Genomic DNA, 16,867 nt, shown 5'->3' on the forward strand with positions numbered 1-16,867 from the left:
GCCCGCACGTCATTAAATCAACCGATCTTTCGCATCCGCAATCGCCTGTGCCACCTGCTTCGGCGACACACCGCCTTTCGCCGCACGCTTATCCAGACAGGATTGCAGGGACAAAATCGGATAGACATCCTCGCCAATCACCGCGCTGAATTTCTGCAGATCGGCAAGCGTAAGATCTTCCAGCGGTTTGCCCTGACGAATCGCCTCCACCACCGCTTCGCCCACAATGTGGTGCGCTTCACGGAACGGCACGCCTTTGGCGACCAGATAATCCGCCAGCTCCGTGGAGTTCGCATAACCCTGCTGCGCCGCTTCCTGGCAGCGCGGACGTTTCACCTGAATGCCGTCCAGCACCAATGCGCCCATATGCAGGCAATCCAGCCAGGTGTCGAGGGCGTCGAACAGCCCTTCTTTATCTTCCTGCATATCTTTGTTGTAGGCCAACGGCAGACCTTTCAGGGTCATCATCATGCCGGTCAGCGCGCCCTGCACGCGGCCACATTTGCCGCGGATCAGCTCCAGCGCATCCGGGTTTTTCTTCTGTGGCATCAGGGAAGAGCCGGATGTCACACGGTCGGACAGCTCAACAAACCCGGCTTCACCCGAGTTGAAGAAAATCAGATCTTCGGCAAAGCGCGACAGATGCACCATGCCAATAGAGGCGTTCGACAGCAGCTCCAGCACGTGGTCGCGATCGGAAACGCTATCCAGGCTGTTGCGAGTGGCAGAGGCAAAGCCCAACCAGCCGGCCAGCTGTTCACGGTCGATTTCATAGGCGGTTCCGGCCAGCGCGCCGCTGCCGAGCGGGCTCACGTCCAGACGCTTCAGGGTATCCTGCAAACGGCTCTCGTCACGCGCCAGCATCTCAACGTACGCCAGACACCAGTGCGCAAAGGTCACCGGCTGCGCGCGCTGCAGGTGGGTATAGCCCGGCATCACCGCGTCCTGGTTGTTGTGCGCAGTTTCCACCAGCGCACTCTGCAGCTGACGGTTCGCCGACAGCAGTTCTACCACGGTATCTTTGCACCACAGCTTCAGGTCAGTCGCGACCTGATCGTTACGGCTACGCCCGGTGTGCAGCTTTTTGCCCAACTGGCCGACTTTGTCGATCAGTTTGCCTTCCACCCAGCTGTGAATATCTTCAGCATCGCTTTCGAGGATCTGCTGCGGGTTCAGGCGAACCTCTTCCAGCAGATTATTCAGCGCCTCTTCGAGCTGCACTTGTTCGTCTGCCGTCAGCACGCCCACGGAGACCAGCGCTTTAGACCAGGCCACAGAGCCGACGATATCCTGTTCGGCCAGGCGGTAGTCGAAGCGCAAAGAGTCATTGAACTGTTTGAACCGCTGATCCGCTGCCTGTGTAAAACGCCCACCCCAAAGTGCCATAACATGCTTCCTTAAATTCGGTTAGTTCTGTCGGGTGGCGCTTCGCACACCCAACCTGGTATTGGATTTTATTGCCGGATGGCGCTTCGCCTACACGGCGACAAAACCGTAGGCCGGATAAGCGAAGCGCCATCCGGCACAGAATGTTAAGCCAGAATACGCGTCCCAATCGGCGTGCCGTTAAACAGCGCCGGGAGTTGTTCCGCGTGACGCCACGAAGCGATATCCACAGGACGGCCCAGCGTGCGCGCCGCATCCAGCGCGGCGTTTACCTTCACAATCATGCCGTCGGTGATAATGCCCTGGTCGATCAGCTGCTCGGCTTTCGCCGCCGTCATCTCGGCAATGCGCTGACCTTTTCCATCCAGAATCCCGCTCACATCGGAGAGCAGAATCAGATCCGCGCCCAGCGTCGCCGCCAGTGCCGTGGCCGCCTGGTCGGCGTTCACGTTCATCAGCTGTCCCTCTTCGGTCACCCCGATAGAGCTCACAACCGGCAGGAAACCGCCTTCCAGCAGGGTGTTAATCAGCTTAGGTGAACCCGGCTGCGCCAGTCCAACGTGACCCAGTTCTTCGTCGAGCTGAGTCACATTTACGCTGTCACCGTCGCCCAGATACAGGCCCACGGACGCGATATGATGTTTCTTCGCCCACGCCAGCAGCGTTTTGTTCGCCGTACCCGCCAGCGCACCGGTAATGATGTCGATCTGATCGGCAGGCGTCACGCGCAGGCCATTTTTCTTCTTCACCGGCAGGTTCAGGCCTTTCATCAACTCGTCCACCACGCAGCCGCCGCCGTGGACAATCACCAGCGGACGTTGGTGTGATTCACGATAGTTCACCAGGGCAGTAAACAGACGCTCCAGGGCTTCTTCGCTGTCCAGCAGCACACCACCGAGTTTGATAATTAATGGATTCATCATCACACCTTAAATAAGAGACTGCGTTTCGGCGAAGCCAAAACGAATATTTGCACACTGCACTGCCTGTGCGGCAGCGCCTTTGAGGAGGTTATCTTCCGCAGCCACCACGATCAGGTGTTCGCCCTGAACGGCAAAACCGATATCGCAGAATGGCAGTCCGACCACGTTTTTCAGCGCCGGAACGCCTTTGTCGTACAGACGCACCAGCGGTTTGTCGGCATACGCCTGCTGGAAGACCTCAGCCACCTGCTCTTTGGTCACGCCCGGTTTCAGGCGGCAGGTGATGGTTTCCAGGATCCCGCGCGGGAAGTTGCCCAGATGCGGGGTGAAAATCACCTCCGCACCCAGGTGAGTGGTGATTTCCGGGTGATGACGGTGATTAAACACGCCATACGGCTGCAGGCTCACTTCGCAGAAACTGTTGGAAATCGTCGCCTTGCGCCCGGCACCGCTCACGCCACTGGTGGCGTTGATCACCGGCCACTGATTCAGATCCAGCAGGCCCGCGTCGATCAAAGGTTTGAGGGAAAGCTGCGCCGCCGTCGGGTAGCACCCTGGCACGGCAATCAGATTAGCTTCTTTCAGCTTCTCCGCGCTCCACTCCGCCAGACCATAAACCGCTTTTTTAAGCAGATCCGGGTGCTGGTGAGTAAAGCCGTAATATTTTTCATAGAAGGCACTGTCGTTGACGCGGAACGCGCCAGAGAGATCAAAGACCACACAGCCGGCTGCGAGGAACTGCGGCGCGAGGTCATGGCTGACTTCGTGCGCGGTGGCTAAAAACACCACGTCCACACCGTCGGTAAACTCGCTGATGTCGGACATCGGCTGCAACGGCAGATCCACGATTCCCTTAAGCTGCGGATGCAAATCGGAAATTAATTTTCCCGCATCATTGCTTTGCGCTGATACGGTCAAAGCGGTTATGGTCATATGAGGATGGCGATTCACGTAGCTTACTAGCTCTGCGCCCGCATAACCGCTAGCGCCCACAATCAGCGTATTCAACATCGGGTTCCTTTACGATCAACGTTAGTGTATTTTTATTCACATTTAGTGCATGAATATTGATACTATCACGACCTAAGGTATGTCAACAATGAAAATGAATTTACCACCCTTTATCGAGATTTACCGCGCCCTGATTGCCACGCCGTCCATCAGTGCGACCGAAGAAGCGCTCGACCAGAGCAATGAGTCTTTAATCAATTTACTGGCTGGCTGGTTTAGCGAACTCGGGTTTAAGGTGGAAGTTCAACCCGTTCCAGGCACCCGCAATAAATTCAATCTGCTGGCCAGCACCGGAGAAGGCGCAGGCGGCCTGCTGCTCGCCGGGCATACGGATACCGTTCCCTTCGATGATGGCCGCTGGACGCGCGATCCCTTCACCCTGACTGAGCATGACAACAAGCTCTACGGGCTGGGCACGGCGGACATGAAAGGCTTCTTCGCCTTTATTCTCGATGCCCTGCGTGACGTTGACGTGAAGACCCTGAAAAAGCCGCTCTATATTCTGGCGACCGCCGATGAAGAGACCAGCATGGCAGGCGCGCGCTATTTCTCTGAAAACACCGCCCTGCGCCCGGACTGCGCCATCATCGGCGAGCCGACTTCCCTGCAGCCGATTCGCGCCCACAAAGGCCATATTTCTACCGCCGTACGCGTGATGGGCCAGTCCGGCCACTCCAGCGATCCGGCCCGCGGCGTCAACGCCATCGAACTGATGCACGATGCGATTGGCCGCATCATGCAGCTGCGCGACTCCCTGAAAGAGCGTTATCACCACGACTCTTTCACCGTGCCGTACCCGACGCTGAACCTCGGCAGCCTGCACGGCGGGGATGCCTCCAACCGTATCTGCGCCTGCTGCGAACTGCATATGGATATCCGCCCGCTGCCGGGTATGACCCTGAGCGATCTGGATGGTCTGCTGACAGAAGCGCTGGCTCCGGTAAGCGAGCGCTGGCCTGGCCGTCTGACCATTTCCGAGCTGCACCCGCCGATCCCAGGCTACGAATGCCCGCCGGACCACCAGCTGGTTCAGGTAGTGGAAAAACTGCTCGGCGCGCAAACCGACGTAGTGAACTACTGCACCGAAGCGCCGTTTATCCAGACCCTGTGCCCGACGCTGGTGCTCGGCCCTGGCTCCATCAATCAGGCGCACCAGCCGGATGAATATCTGGAAACCCGCTTTATTAAGCCGACCCGCGAGTTAATTACCCAGGTTGTGCATCATTTCTGCTGGCATTAACGCCCCCCGCTTTTATTCCCTCTCCCTGTGGGAGAGGGTTAGGGTGAGGGCACCAAAACGCATGATCCCCATCACATTCTCATAAGCATCTCTTATCTGACGCGAAGCGAATTAAATTTCGTAAATTGCCCACATTTATTCGTTTGCTGAACCGTTTTCGCAGCAATTGACGACGGGGGTTTTACGTGGCTTTATAAAGGGAGATGACAAATAAATGTCCAAAAGTTTTCTGAATGGGCATAAACAAAAATGATGGGGTGACTGGGTTTTTATGAACGAACAATATTCCGCGTTGCGTAGTAATGTCAGTATGCTCGGCAAAGTGCTGGGAGATACCATCAAGGACGCGCTGGGAGAGAACATTCTCGACCGCGTTGAAACCATCCGTAAGCTGTCCAAATCCTCCCGTGCAGGAAATGAAGCGAACCGCCAGGAGCTGCTCACCACCCTGCAGAACCTGTCCAACGACGAGCTGCTGCCCGTCGCGCGCGCGTTCAGCCAGTTCCTGAATCTGGCTAACACCGCCGAGCAGTACCACAGCATTTCGCCAAACGGCGAGGCTGCCAGCAACCCGGAAGTGATTGCCCGCACCCTCAGAAAACTCAAAGACCAGCCCGACCTCAACGAAGAGACCATCAAAAAAGCGGTGGAATCCCTGTCGCTGGAACTGGTGCTGACCGCACACCCGACCGAGATCACCCGTCGTACGCTGATCCACAAAATGGTGGAAGTGAACAACTGCCTGAAGCAGCTGGACAACAAAGAGATCGCCGATTACGAGCGTAACCAGCTGATGCGTCGTCTGCGCCAGCTGATTGCCCAGTCCTGGCACACGGATGAAATTCGTAAATACCGCCCAAGCCCGGTCGATGAAGCCAAATGGGGCTTTGCGGTCGTGGAAAACAGCCTGTGGGAAGGCGTGCCAAACTACCTGCGTGAGCTCAACGAACAGCTCGAAGAGAACCTGGGCTATCGCCTGCCGGTCGATTTTGTCCCGGTCCGCTTCACCTCCTGGATGGGTGGTGACCGCGACGGTAACCCGAACGTCACCGCGGAAATCACCCGCCACGTCCTGCTCCTGAGCCGCTGGAAAGCCACCGACCTGTTCCTGAAAGATATTCAGATCCTAATCTCTGAGCTGTCGATGGTGGAAGCTACGCCAGAGCTGCTGGAGCTGGTCGGCGAAGAGGGCGCCAGTGAGCCGTACCGCTATCTGATGAAAAACCTGCGCAGTCAGCTGCTGGCCACCCAAGCCTGGCTGGAAGCGCGTCTGAAAGGCCAGCGTCTGCCAAAACCGGCGGGCCTGCTGAGCCAGAACGAACAGCTGTGGGACCCGCTGTACGCCTGCTATAAATCACTGCAGGCCTGCGGCATGGGCATCATCGCCAACGGCGAGCTGCTCGACACCCTGCGCCGCGTGAAGTGTTTCGGCGTGCCGCTGGTGCGAATCGATGTGCGCCAGGAAAGCACCCGCCACACCGAAGCGCTAGGTGAACTGACCCGCTATCTCGGCATCGGCGACTATGAAAGCTGGTCCGAAGCCGACAAGCAGGCCTTCCTGATCCGCGAACTGAACTCCAAGCGCCCGCTTCTGCCGCGCAGCTGGGAACCCAGCGAAGAGACCAGCGAAGTGCTCAACACCTGCAAGGCGATCGTCGACGCGCCGAAAGGATCCGTTGCCGCCTATGTGATCTCCATGGCGAAGACGCCGTCCGACGTGCTGGCCGTGCATCTGTTACTGAAAGAAGCTGGTATCAGCTTTGCGCTGCCGGTGGCGCCGCTGTTTGAAACCCTCGACGACCTGAACAACGCTAACGACGTGATGACCCAGCTGCTGAACATCGACTGGTATCGCGGCTTTATTCAGGGCAAACAGATGGTGATGATTGGCTATTCCGACTCCGCAAAAGACGCGGGCGTGATGGCAGCCTCCTGGGCGCAGTATCAGGCGCAGGATGCACTGATCAAAACCTGCGAAAAAGCGGGTATCGAACTGACGCTGTTCCACGGTCGCGGTGGCTCTATCGGTCGCGGCGGTGCTCCGGCTCACGCAGCACTGCTGTCGCAACCGCCGGGCAGCCTGAAGGGCGGCCTGCGCGTCACCGAGCAGGGCGAGATGATCCGCTTCAAATACGGTCTGCCGGAAGTGACCATCAGCAGTCTGTCGCTCTACACCAGCGCGATTCTGGAAGCCAACCTGCTGCCACCGCCGGAGCCAAAAGACGCCTGGCGTCATATCATGGACGAGCTGTCGGACATCTCCTGCGATCTGTATCGTGGCTACGTGCGTGAAAACAAAGACTTCGTGCCGTACTTCCGCTCAGCAACGCCTGAGCAGGAGCTGGGCAAACTGCCGCTCGGTTCACGTCCGGCGAAACGTCGTCCTACCGGCGGGGTGGAATCCCTGCGCGCCATTCCGTGGATCTTCGCCTGGACGCAAAACCGTCTGATGCTGCCCGCCTGGCTGGGTGCCGGTGCGGCGCTGCAAAAAGTGGTCGAAGACGGCAAGCAAAGCGAGCTGGAAACCATGTGCCGCGACTGGCCGTTCTTCTCTACCCGTCTGGGGATGCTGGAGATGGTGTTCTCGAAAGCCGACCTGTGGCTGGCGGAATACTACGACCAGCGCCTTGTTAAACAGGAACTCTGGGGTCTGGGTAAAGAGCTGCGCGAACTGCTGGAAGGTGATATTAAAGTGGTGCTGGCGATCGCCAACGATTCACATCTGATGGAAGATTTACCGTGGATTGCCGAGTCCATCCAGCTGCGTAATATTTACACCGACCCGCTGAACGTACTCCAGGCAGAGCTGCTGCACCGCTCCCGTCAGGCGGAAGAAGCAGGCAAAGAACCGGACCCTCGCGTGGAGCAAGCGCTGATGGTCACCATCGCCGGCGTCGCCGCTGGCATGCGTAACACGGGCTAATCAGTTTGCCGGATGGCGCTTGCGCTTATCCGGCCTACGGCTTTGTAGGCCCGGCAAGCGCAGCGCTGCCGGGCAATACTTCGGTATTCACACCATGCAATACGATATCAGCCAGATCCTGACCGACCTGATAAACGGCGGTTTACCGCTCCAACAAGTGCATTTCGCTAACCCCACGTCTCCCCCACCAGAGCTGGCCCTGCAGGTCGATTTTCCGCGTCTGGAGATCCTACTCGAAGGCTCCGTGCAGGACGCCTCGACGGGCGTTTTGCACCCAAATGATGTTCTGTACGTCCCGGCGGGCGGCTGGAACTTCCCGCAATGGCAGCAGCCTGCAACCGCCCTGAGCATTCTGTTCGGCAAGCAGCAGCTGGGTTTTAGCCTGGTGCAGTGGGATGGTGTTGCCCTGCTTAATCTGGCGAAACAACACGTGGCCCGCCGTGGCCCACGCATTGGCTCTTTCCTGCTGCAAACGCTGCATGAAATGCAGATGCAACCCCAGGAGCAGCAAACCGCACGCCTGATTACCTTAAGTCTGCTGAGCCATTGTACCGACCTGCTGGGCAGTCAGATCCAGACCGCCTCTCGCAGCGAAGCCTTATTCGGTGCTGTACGCGACTATATTGATGAGCACTACGCGTCACCCCTCACCCGAGAATCTGTCGCCAAAGCGTTCTATATCTCGCCCAACTATCTGTCGCATCTTTTCCAGAAGACCGGCGCGGTAGGGTTTAACGAGTATCTGACGCAAACCCGGCTGGAGCACGCGCGCCAGTTATTGAAGGGATATGATCTGAAAGTAAAAGAGATCGCGCACAGCTGCGGATTTATTGACAGTAACTATTTTTGCCGACTGTTTCGCAAGAATACGGAACGTTCGCCGTCGGAGTATCGCCGCCAGTACCACAGCCAGCTTACCGGTAAGACGGCTAATCCAGAATAAGCTGGGTGTGCTGCGGGGCCGATAGCATTTTACGCGCTGCGCTCATCACTTTTTGCGGATCGCGCAGGAACGCGTTAATCCCGCACTTCACATAGCGACACTGGTCGAATCGCTCCATTCCCGCCAGCTCGATATCGGTAATCAGCAGCACCACTTCCGCATGACGAATGTCTTCGCCAGTCAGCTCGCATTCAATACCGAGCGCCCCCTGCGTTTCGATGCGAACAGCCCATTTTTCCTGGCCGCACAGTTTTTCCAGCCGTTCGGCGGCCATGTAGGTATGGGCGACACCGCTGACACAGGCGGTGACGGCGGCAATTCGGTGTCCCGCGATCGCTGTCATATTAACCTCCAAGGGTGACCAAAAATCCTGCCCGCTCGGCCATCTGTCGCAGGGTAGCGATCTCCTCTTCCGTGGGGACGGCCACCTGATTCATGGTCCATTCGTGTCCGAGCAGCCGGTATTTCGGCTCCCCGTACTGATGAAATGGCAACAGATGCAGTTGCCGTATTCCTGAGGGTATCAGAAATGCCAGCACGCGATTCATATTCGCCTCACTCAGCGTAAAACCTGGAATAAGCGGCACACGCGGGATCACGTTGATACCCTCCTCCGCCAGACGCAGAAAATTATCCAGTACCCGCGGCAGATTCATCTTCACCACCGTTTTCGCCTGTTCCGCATCCATGATTTTCAGATCGAATAGCACCTCATCGCACTGCTTAGCTAATGGGAGCAAACGAGACAGCGGCGCATCGCCTGCGGTCTCGATGGCGGTGTGAATCCCCCATCGGCGCAGGCGTTGCAGGAGCGCAGTGGCAAACGGCGCCTGCATCAACACTTCGCCGCCAGAGAGCGTGACGCCCCCGCCGGAGGAGCGAAAGAAGACCTCGTCTTTCATCACTTCGCGCTCGAGTTCCTCCAGCGTCACGTCGCGCCCAATGTGCTCAAATGCACCGGAAGGACACTCCTCGGCGTCCCGCAGACAGGGTGCGCAGTGCAGGCATTTGCTCTCTCGGCGAACAGTTTCAATCTTCGGCGATATCGATTCCGGGTTCGCACACCACGGGCAGGTGTGGGGGCAGCCTTTAAAAAAAACCACCGTGCGAATGCCGCGCCCGTCGTTCAGGGAGTAACGCTGGATATTGAAGATCCGCGCCACATCGGCGCGGGTCTCGATCACTTCACAACTGATGCGCGGTGCGGCGGATAATGTCATCCTGAATCTCCTTCGACAGCTCGACAAAGAAGGCGCTGTACCCGGCCACGCGGACCACCAGCCCGGCGAAATCCTGCGGACGCTGCTGGGCTTCGCGAAGCGTATCCGCATTCACCACGTTGAACTGAACATGCTGCAGTTTTAGCTGAGTAAAGGCGCGCAGGAAATCGGCCAGTTTGTGTAATCCCGCCTCCCCCTCCAGCGTCGCCGGTGTGAATTTCACGTTCAGCAAAGTGCCATTCGAGAGCAGATAGTTATCCAGCTTACTCACGGATTTCAGCACCGCCGTCGGGCCCTGCATGTCCTGGCCGAGCATCGGCGACAGCCCGCCGTCCGCCAGCTGTTCACCAGCAAAACGCCCGTCCGGAGTGGCCCCAACGACAGCCCCGAGCGGCACATGCGCGGAGACGGTATAGGAGCCCGGCGTGAATTGCCCCCCGCGCGGGTTGCGATATTTTTCGACCTCTTTGCAGTAATGGCGCAGAAGTTCGGCGCTGATATTGTCGACCTCGTCGATATCATTGCCATATTTTTCAAATCGATTGATCAGCCTGGCGCGAATTTTTTCGCCTTCTGGCGTGGCGAAGTTTGCCTTCAGTACCGCCAGCAGCTCATCAAAGCTTAAGCGCTGCTGTTCAAACACCAGCCCTTTCAGGGCATGCAGCGAGTCGCTCAAGTTGGCGATACCAATGCCCTGCACGCCGGAGAAATTATACCGCGCGCCACCGTCGGTGATGTCTTTGCCGCTGCCGAGGCAGTCGCTGATAAACGATGAGAGCAGCGGAACCGGTGCCCAGTCGCGATGGCCAATGTCACAGATATTGCTGCCTTCCACCATGAGCGCGATGTAGTGGTTAATTTTATGGCGGATATGGTCGAGCAGTGCGTCATAACTGAGATCCGCATTGCCTTCGTTCTCCTGCATGGCGATTTCCATCACTTTCAGCAGGTTAAACATGGCGATATCGTGCAGCCCGTAGGTTTTGCCCGGAATGGAGAGTTCCACGCAGCCGACCACCGCATAATCGCGCGCATCTTCCAGCGACACGCCGCGGTTCAGGAACGCAGGCACCACCACTTCGTCATTGAAGATCTGCGGAATACCGGTGCCCAGACGGATGGTTTCCGCCGTCTTGAGCAGGAAGGGTCTGTCGATAAACTCATTCACCCGCACGCCGAGGTTCGGCTGAGGAAGCTGGATGCTCTGATACGCATCGAGACACAGGAATGAGAGCACGTTGACCGCGCTGCGACCATTTTCCGTCAGGCCACCTAACAGCGCGGTGTAGCCCGTCGGGAAACCGGCAAAATAGCGGGCGCTGCTGGTCGAGCGCAGCAGTACCACGTCGTTGCATTTCACCCACAGGGATTCTAATACCTCTTTGAGGAACGCCGGATCTTCGCCCTGAGTCAGCGAGGCCTGATAAAACGGCAGCATATACTGATCGAAACGTCCGATAGAGAGCGAGCTGGCGTTAGATTCATACTGCAAAATGACGTTCATGTACCAGAACAGCTGACACGCCTGCCAGAAGGTTTGCGGCTTATGCTGAGCGTTGTGGCGCGAGTTTGCGGCGATGGTCAGCAGCTCCTGGCGACGCGTTTCGTCATAACCTTCAGCCATCTCTTCCGCCAGTGCCGCATAGCGCAGGATATGGCGCTGTGAGGCTTCAAGCAGCATTAACGCGGCCTGATAAAAGTCGTTCTGCGGCTCGCGCTGGCAGTGTTCGTTCATCTCTGCCACCAGCGCGCCCAGCCCGTTATTGAGCAGGCGCGGGTAATCAATAATGATGTGCCCCTGGCCTTTGTCCGTCTGGTTAACGCTAAAAATTTGCGTGCTGACCGCGGCTTTCACTTCATCCGTCATCTGGCTGTTGATGAAGTCCTTCATCGAGCGTTTTTCCCAGTACGGATAAAGCACATCGCGATAGAGGCGTTTGTCCTCTTCGCTGATGGTAAAGCGATCCTGCGGTCGGGTGGCGAATTGCTCCAGCTCTTTCAGCAGCCAGTACGGGTCCATTTCGGGCGACATAATTCCGGCACGCGGCTTCACCGTACGGTTACCGGCAATCAGTTCGTCATCACGAATCGCGATCTCAACGTGGTCGAGAATATACGCCGTCGCTTTCGCCCGACGCAGAATGACCGGTTCGCCTTCCGTCTGCTGATGGCTTTCGGTATAGAGCAGCGCACGTTCAAGGGATATTTCACGCGGGCTGGCGAACAAAGCGTCTTTCAGGCGCTGAATACGATTCGTCATGAGGGAACTCCTGTAGCTGAAAACAAGCCCGCCCCGAAGGGCGGGAGGACGTCAGGCGGTTTGCGCCAGGTGGGCATCAATTTTGTTCATGATCGCGTCAGCGCGTTTCACCGCATCGCTAATGTTGACGCGCACGATGGTTTTCCCGGCGAAGCGCTCTTCAAACTTAATGCCGATATCTTTGGTCAGGATGACCATATCCGCCGCCGCGACGTCTTCAGCGGTCAGTTCATTTTCCAGACCGATAGACCCCTGGGTTTCAACTTTGACTTCCCAGCCTTTGGCTTTGGCGGCGCTTTCCAGCGCTTCGGCGGCCATGTAGGTATGGGCAACGCCAGACGGACAGGCAGTGACTGCAATAATTCGGGCCATATTCTCTTCCTCACTCAGTTAATTTCGAAATCCAGATCCAGGTCGTCTTCTTTTTCCTCGACCTGCTTCGTGTTCTTACGCGCAATACTTTTGAGCACGTTGACGCTGATCGCCGTGACGACCGCACCCACAGCGACGGCGGCGATATACCCGAGCTTGCCTTCCACCACGGGCAGAACAATCAGGCCGCCCCATCCGGCATAACACTGCGCGCCAAACACCGCGGCGGTGACTGCCCCACAGGCGGAGCCGAGCATAATGGAGGGGATCACACGCAACGGATCGGCGGCAGCAAAGGGAATCGCCCCTTCCGTCACGCCCACGCAGCCCATCACCAGCGCCGCTTTACCCGCTTCGCGCTCTTCCGCATTGAAATTCTTACGATTAATCAGCGTCGCCAGGCCGAGACCTAAAGGCGGGACGCAGATCCCGACCGCCGCAATAGCGACCACCGTATACACCCCCTGCGCCACGCAAATCAGCATGAAGGCGTAGGCCACTTTGTTGATAGGGCCACCCATGTCGAAGGCCAGCATCAGCCCCATGATGACGGCGAGAACTACGATGCTTCCCTGCTGCATGCCCTGCAGCCAGTGCGTTAAGCCGGTGGTGAGCGCGCCGACAGGTTCGCCGAGACCCCACATCATGATCCCTGCGGTCACAAATGTGCCAATGATAGGAATGATGAAAATCGGCATTACCGAGCGCAGCACTTTCGGCACCGGCAGTTTTTTCAGGTAGAAGACCACGATACCGCCGAGGATCCCGGCGATGATGGCACCGAAGAAACCGGCACCGAAGCTGTTACCGACCCAGGCCGCGATAGCACAGGGCGCGAGCGCCGCACGTTCGGCAATGGAGTAACCGATATAGGCCGCCAGGAATGGCACCATCAGCGTTAAGCCCGCCACGCCGAGATCGAACAGTTTTTTCAGATTGGGATCGGTGGCGGCGTCCGGGACCGCGCCCTTACCGTAAAGCATGACCGAAACGGCCAGCAAAATACCGCCTGCGACGACGAAGGGGATCATGTGCGACACCCCAGTCATCAGATGCTGCCGCGTGTTCTTGAGAATATGCACCAACTCTTTCATGTGTCGCTCCCGGGCTTTTATCTGCCCATATCCATAGAGATGTTGTGGCAAACAATAGGCAATCGGGAAGACGGCTGACAGTGGACAAAAAGGCCATTTGCTGGATTTTTGTAATGTAGAAAGAAAAATGCGATCCGCCTCGTAATTTCCGTCCCGCGTCGAATCGCCCAAAAACAGAGAACCTGTGAGTCAAATCTCACTTTTAGCCTGACATTACATTTGTCCAGCGTTTGGCAGTTTTGTCACATGGCGCGGTTCGTCGTCACGCTCGTATGCTTTCCCCTAATAGTGGTTTGGGATTTCAGGAGTGTGCGTATGACCCAGGTAGTAGAGTTTGTCTGTGAGTTGCCCAATGGCGTCCATGCCCGTCCGGCAAGCCATGTTGAAACGCTGTGCAATACCTTTGCCTCGCAGATTGAGTGGCACAATCTGCGCAGCGATCGTAAAGGGGACGCCAAAAGCGCGCTGGCGCTGATCGGCACCGACACCCTGACGGGCGATGCCTGCCGACTGCTCATTACAGGCGCAGACGAGCTGAACGCCCATCAGCGTCTGACGCAGTGGCTCAAAGAGGAGTTCCCGCACTGCGACGCCCCGCTGGCCGCCGCCATCAGTACCGATCTCGATCCGCTGCCGGAATCCCTGACCCGCCTCAATCCGACGCTCTTTCGCGCCCTGCCGGTGTGCAGCGGGAGCGGTCGCGGCGTACTGACGCTACTCACTTCACTCGATCTCAACGCGCTAACGTCTCTTCCTGCTGCGAAAAGCCGCGAAGAGGAGCAATCTTCGCTGGATCAGGGTCTGACGCTGCTGGTGAAAAGCATCGAACTTCGCGCCCTGGACAGCGACAGCACGGCGAGTGCGATTCTGGAAGCCCATCGCTCGCTGGCGACAGATACCTCGTTGCGCCAGCACCTGCTGGCGGGCGTCAATCAGGGGCTGAGCAGCGCCCAGGCGATCATCGCCACCGCAAATCATTTCTGCGCCGAGTTTTCTCGTTCCAGCAGCAGCTATTTACAGGAACGCGTGCTCGACGTGCGTGATGTCTGCTATCAGCTGTTACAGCAGATCTACGGCGAACAGCGATTCCCGGCTCCGGGCCAGCTGACTCAGCCGTCCATTTGTCTTGCCGAGGATCTCACGCCAGGTCAGTTCCTCGAGCTGGATAAAACCCTGCTGAAAGGTTTGCTGCTGAAAAGCGGCGGTACCACCTCTCATACGGTGATTCTGGCGCGTTCCTTTAACATCCCGACGCTGGTCGGCGTGGACAGCGACAGCCTGCTTTCGTGGCGCGACCAACCGGTGTTTATTGACGGCAATGCCGGAGCGGTGGTGGTGAATGCCAGCCCGGCGGTTGCCCGTTATTACCAGCAGGAACAGGCGGTACAGAAAGCACTGCGCGAACAGCAAAGCGTCTGGCTCGATCGCGAGGCGAGAACCGCAGACGGGTTGCGCATTGAAATTGCCGCTAACATTGCCCATTCGGCAGAAGCACAGGCCGCCTTTGGCAACGGCGCAGAGGGGGTGGGCCTGTTCCGCACCGAAATGCTCTACATGGACCGCGCCAGCGCGCCTTGCGAAAACGAGCTGTATAACATTTTTTGCCAGGCGCTGGAGAGCGCGAACGGGCGTAGCATTATCGTGCGCACCATGGATATCGGCGGCGACAAACCCGTTGAGTATCTGAATATCCCGGCGGAGAACAATCCGTTCCTCGGCTATCGCGCGGTGCGTATTTATGAAGAGTATGCCGCGCTGTTCACCACCCAGCTCAGGGCGATCCTTCGCGCCTCGGCCCACGGCAGCCTCAAGATCATGATCCCGATGATCTCCTCGATGGAGGAGATCCTGTGGGTGAAAGAGAAACTTGCCGAAGCCAAACAGCAGCTGCGCGCGGAGCATATTCCGTTTGAGGAGAAGATCCCGCTCGGCATCATGCTCGAAGTGCCGTCGGTGATGTTTATCATCGACCAGTGCTGTGAAGAGATTGATTTCTTTAGCATCGGCAGCAACGACCTGACGCAATATCTGCTGGCGGTCGACCGGGATAACGCCAAAGTCACACGCCATTACAACAGCCTGAATCCGGCGTTCCTGCGGGCGTTCGATTTCGCCGTGCAGGCCGTGCATCGTCAGGGGAAATGGATTGGGCTTTGCGGCGAGCTGGGGGCAAAAGGGTCGGTGCTGCCGCTGCTGGTCGGGCTGGGGCTGGATGAGCTCAGTATGGGTTCGCCGTCGATTCCGGCGACCAAAGCACGCCTGGCCCAGCTCGACAGCCGCGCCTGCCGCCAGTTGCTCAACCAGGCGATGGCGTGTCGCACCTCGCTGGAAGTGGAGCATCTGTTAGCCCAGTTCCGCATGAATCAGCAGGACACGCCGCTGGTGACGCCGCGCTGTATTTCACTCGATAACGACTGGGCCAGCAAAGAAGAGGTCATGAAAGGCATGACCGACAAGCTGCTGCTGGCCGGGCGCTGCCGCTATCCGCGCAAGCTTGAAGCCGATTTATGGGCGCGCGAAGCCGTGTTCTCAACCGGTCTGGGTTTCAGTTTTGCCATTCCCCACAGCAAATCTGAGCACATTGAACAATCCACCATCAGCGTCGCGCGCCTCAAAGCGCCCGTGCAGTGGGGTGACGAAGAGGCGCAGTTCATCATCATGCTGACCCTCAACAAACACGCCGCAGGCGACCAGCACATGCGCATTTTCTCGCGTCTGGCGCGGCGCATCATGCATGAAGATTTCCGCAACGCGCTGGTCAACGCCAGCTCCGAAGAGGCCATCGCGGCCCTGCTGCAACGTGAATTAGAACTGTAAACAGAGGAAGAGTCATGGAACTGTATCTGGATACCGCCAACGTGGCGGAAGTTGAACGCCTCGCCCGTATTTTCCCGATTGCTGGCGTCACCACCAACCCGAGCATTGTCGCCGCGAGCCGCGAATCGCTCTGGGATGTATTGCCGCGCCTGCAAAAAGCCATCGGCCCGGAGGGCATTCTGTTTGCTCAGACCATGGGCCGTGATGCCGAAACGATGGTCGCCGAAGCCAAACGACTGAGTAATGCCTTTCCCGATATCGTGGTCAAAATCCCGGTAACCGCTGAAGGTCTGGCGGCGATCAAGATCCTGAAAAAAGAAGGTATTACCACACTCGGCACCGCCGTTTACAGCGCAGCGCAGGGTTTACTCGCCGCGCTGGCAGGGGCGAAATATGTCGCGCCTTACGTGAACCGCGTCGATGCCCAGGGCGGGGACGGCATTCGCATGGTGCAGGAGCTGCAATCCCTGCTGGAACTGCACGCCCCCGAGAGCAAAGTGCTGGCCGCCAGCTTCAAAACTCCGCGCCAGGCACTCGACTGCCTGCTCGCCGGATGTGCGGCAATCACCCTTCCTTTAGATGTAGCGCAACAAATGCTCGGTACGCCCGCGGTAGAGTCGGCTATAGAGAAGTTCGAGCACGACTGGAAAAACGCGTTTGGTAACCTCAATCTCTAAG

The 16,867-nt window shown here is 57.8% G+C and carries 13 protein-coding genes; 5 read left to right on the top strand and 8 right to left on the bottom strand.

Going from position 1 to position 16,867, the window contains the following annotated elements; genetic code table 11:
• Positions 1–12 precede the first annotated feature (12 nt).
• The 3 genes from argH to argC form a co-directional block, all read right to left on the bottom strand.
• On the bottom strand, positions 13–1,386 hold the full coding sequence (gene argH, locus U9O48_RS22220) for an argininosuccinate lyase (protein ID WP_285148560.1): 1,374 nt from the start codon (positions 1,384–1,386) through the stop codon (positions 13–15).
• 146 nt (positions 1,387–1,532) lie between these two features.
• The gene (gene argB / locus U9O48_RS22225; protein WP_095283929.1) at positions 1,533–2,309 is read right to left on the bottom strand and encodes an acetylglutamate kinase; all 777 of its coding nucleotides are present in this window, start codon (positions 2,307–2,309) and stop codon (positions 1,533–1,535) included.
• Positions 2,310–2,315: 6 nt separating this feature from the next.
• Complete coding sequence (argC, locus tag U9O48_RS22230; protein WP_285148561.1) at positions 2,316–3,320, bottom strand: N-acetyl-gamma-glutamyl-phosphate reductase; 1,005 nt, start codon at positions 3,318–3,320, stop codon at positions 2,316–2,318.
• A gap of 88 nt (positions 3,321–3,408) precedes the next feature.
• Between argC and argE the strand changes: the two genes are divergently transcribed.
• The 3 genes from argE to U9O48_RS22245 all read left to right on the top strand — a co-directional run bounded on the left by argE (position 3,409) and on the right by U9O48_RS22245 (position 8,426).
• Positions 3,409–4,560 (top strand): acetylornithine deacetylase, encoded by a 1,152-nt coding sequence (gene argE / locus U9O48_RS22235; protein ID WP_100778398.1) that lies wholly within the window; start codon positions 3,409–3,411, stop codon positions 4,558–4,560.
• A 271-nt stretch (positions 4,561–4,831) separates the two neighbouring features.
• Complete coding sequence (gene ppc, locus U9O48_RS22240; protein ID WP_282492129.1) at positions 4,832–7,483, top strand: phosphoenolpyruvate carboxylase; 2,652 nt, start codon at positions 4,832–4,834, stop codon at positions 7,481–7,483.
• A 94-nt stretch (positions 7,484–7,577) separates the two neighbouring features.
• A complete protein-coding gene (locus U9O48_RS22245; protein ID WP_285146542.1) occupies positions 7,578–8,426 on the top strand; it encodes a helix-turn-helix transcriptional regulator in 849 nt (282 codons plus the stop codon).
• Here the strand turns inward: U9O48_RS22245 and U9O48_RS22250 are convergent.
• From U9O48_RS22250 to U9O48_RS22270, 5 genes are read right to left on the bottom strand one after another with little or no spacing between them, the layout of a single operon-like run.
• Positions 8,413–8,769: a PTS fructose-like transporter subunit IIB gene (locus U9O48_RS22250; protein ID WP_285146541.1), complete on the bottom strand. Its 357-nt coding sequence runs from the start codon at positions 8,767–8,769 to the stop codon at positions 8,413–8,415. The two genes, U9O48_RS22245 and U9O48_RS22250, sit on opposite strands and share 14 nt — an antisense overlap.
• 1 nt (position 8,770) lies before the next feature.
• A complete protein-coding gene (locus U9O48_RS22255) occupies positions 8,771–9,646 on the bottom strand; it encodes a [formate-C-acetyltransferase]-activating enzyme (protein WP_285146540.1) in 876 nt (291 codons plus the stop codon).
• Positions 9,612–11,906, bottom strand: coding sequence for a formate C-acetyltransferase (locus U9O48_RS22260; RefSeq protein ID WP_324723215.1), 2,295 nt, complete (start codon positions 11,904–11,906; stop codon positions 9,612–9,614). Before U9O48_RS22260 ends, U9O48_RS22255 begins: the two co-directional genes overlap by 35 nt.
• Positions 11,907–11,957: 51 nt before the next feature.
• Positions 11,958–12,278, bottom strand: a complete 321-nt coding sequence (locus U9O48_RS22265) for a PTS fructose-like transporter subunit IIB (protein ID WP_023326311.1) — start codon at positions 12,276–12,278, stop codon at positions 11,958–11,960.
• A gap of 14 nt (positions 12,279–12,292) precedes the next feature.
• On the bottom strand, positions 12,293–13,372 hold the full coding sequence (locus U9O48_RS22270; protein WP_285146538.1) for a PTS fructose transporter subunit EIIC: 1,080 nt from the start codon (positions 13,370–13,372) through the stop codon (positions 12,293–12,295).
• A gap of 315 nt (positions 13,373–13,687) precedes the next feature.
• On the opposite strand from U9O48_RS22270, the gene ptsP reads away from it, so the two are divergent.
• Positions 13,688–16,189 carry a phosphoenolpyruvate--protein phosphotransferase gene (gene ptsP, locus U9O48_RS22275; RefSeq protein WP_324723216.1) on the top strand — a complete coding sequence of 834 codons (2,502 nt, stop codon included), beginning with the start codon at positions 13,688–13,690 and terminating at the stop codon, positions 16,187–16,189.
• Between the two features lie 14 nt (positions 16,190–16,203).
• Complete coding sequence (fsa, locus tag U9O48_RS22280; RefSeq protein ID WP_324723217.1) at positions 16,204–16,866, top strand: fructose-6-phosphate aldolase; 663 nt, start codon at positions 16,204–16,206, stop codon at positions 16,864–16,866.
• Position 16,867 lies beyond the last annotated feature (1 nt).

It is taken from the genome of Lelliottia sp. JS-SCA-14 (assembly GCF_035593345.1).
GTDB lineage: Bacteria > Pseudomonadota > Gammaproteobacteria > Enterobacterales > Enterobacteriaceae > Enterobacter > Enterobacter wanjuensis.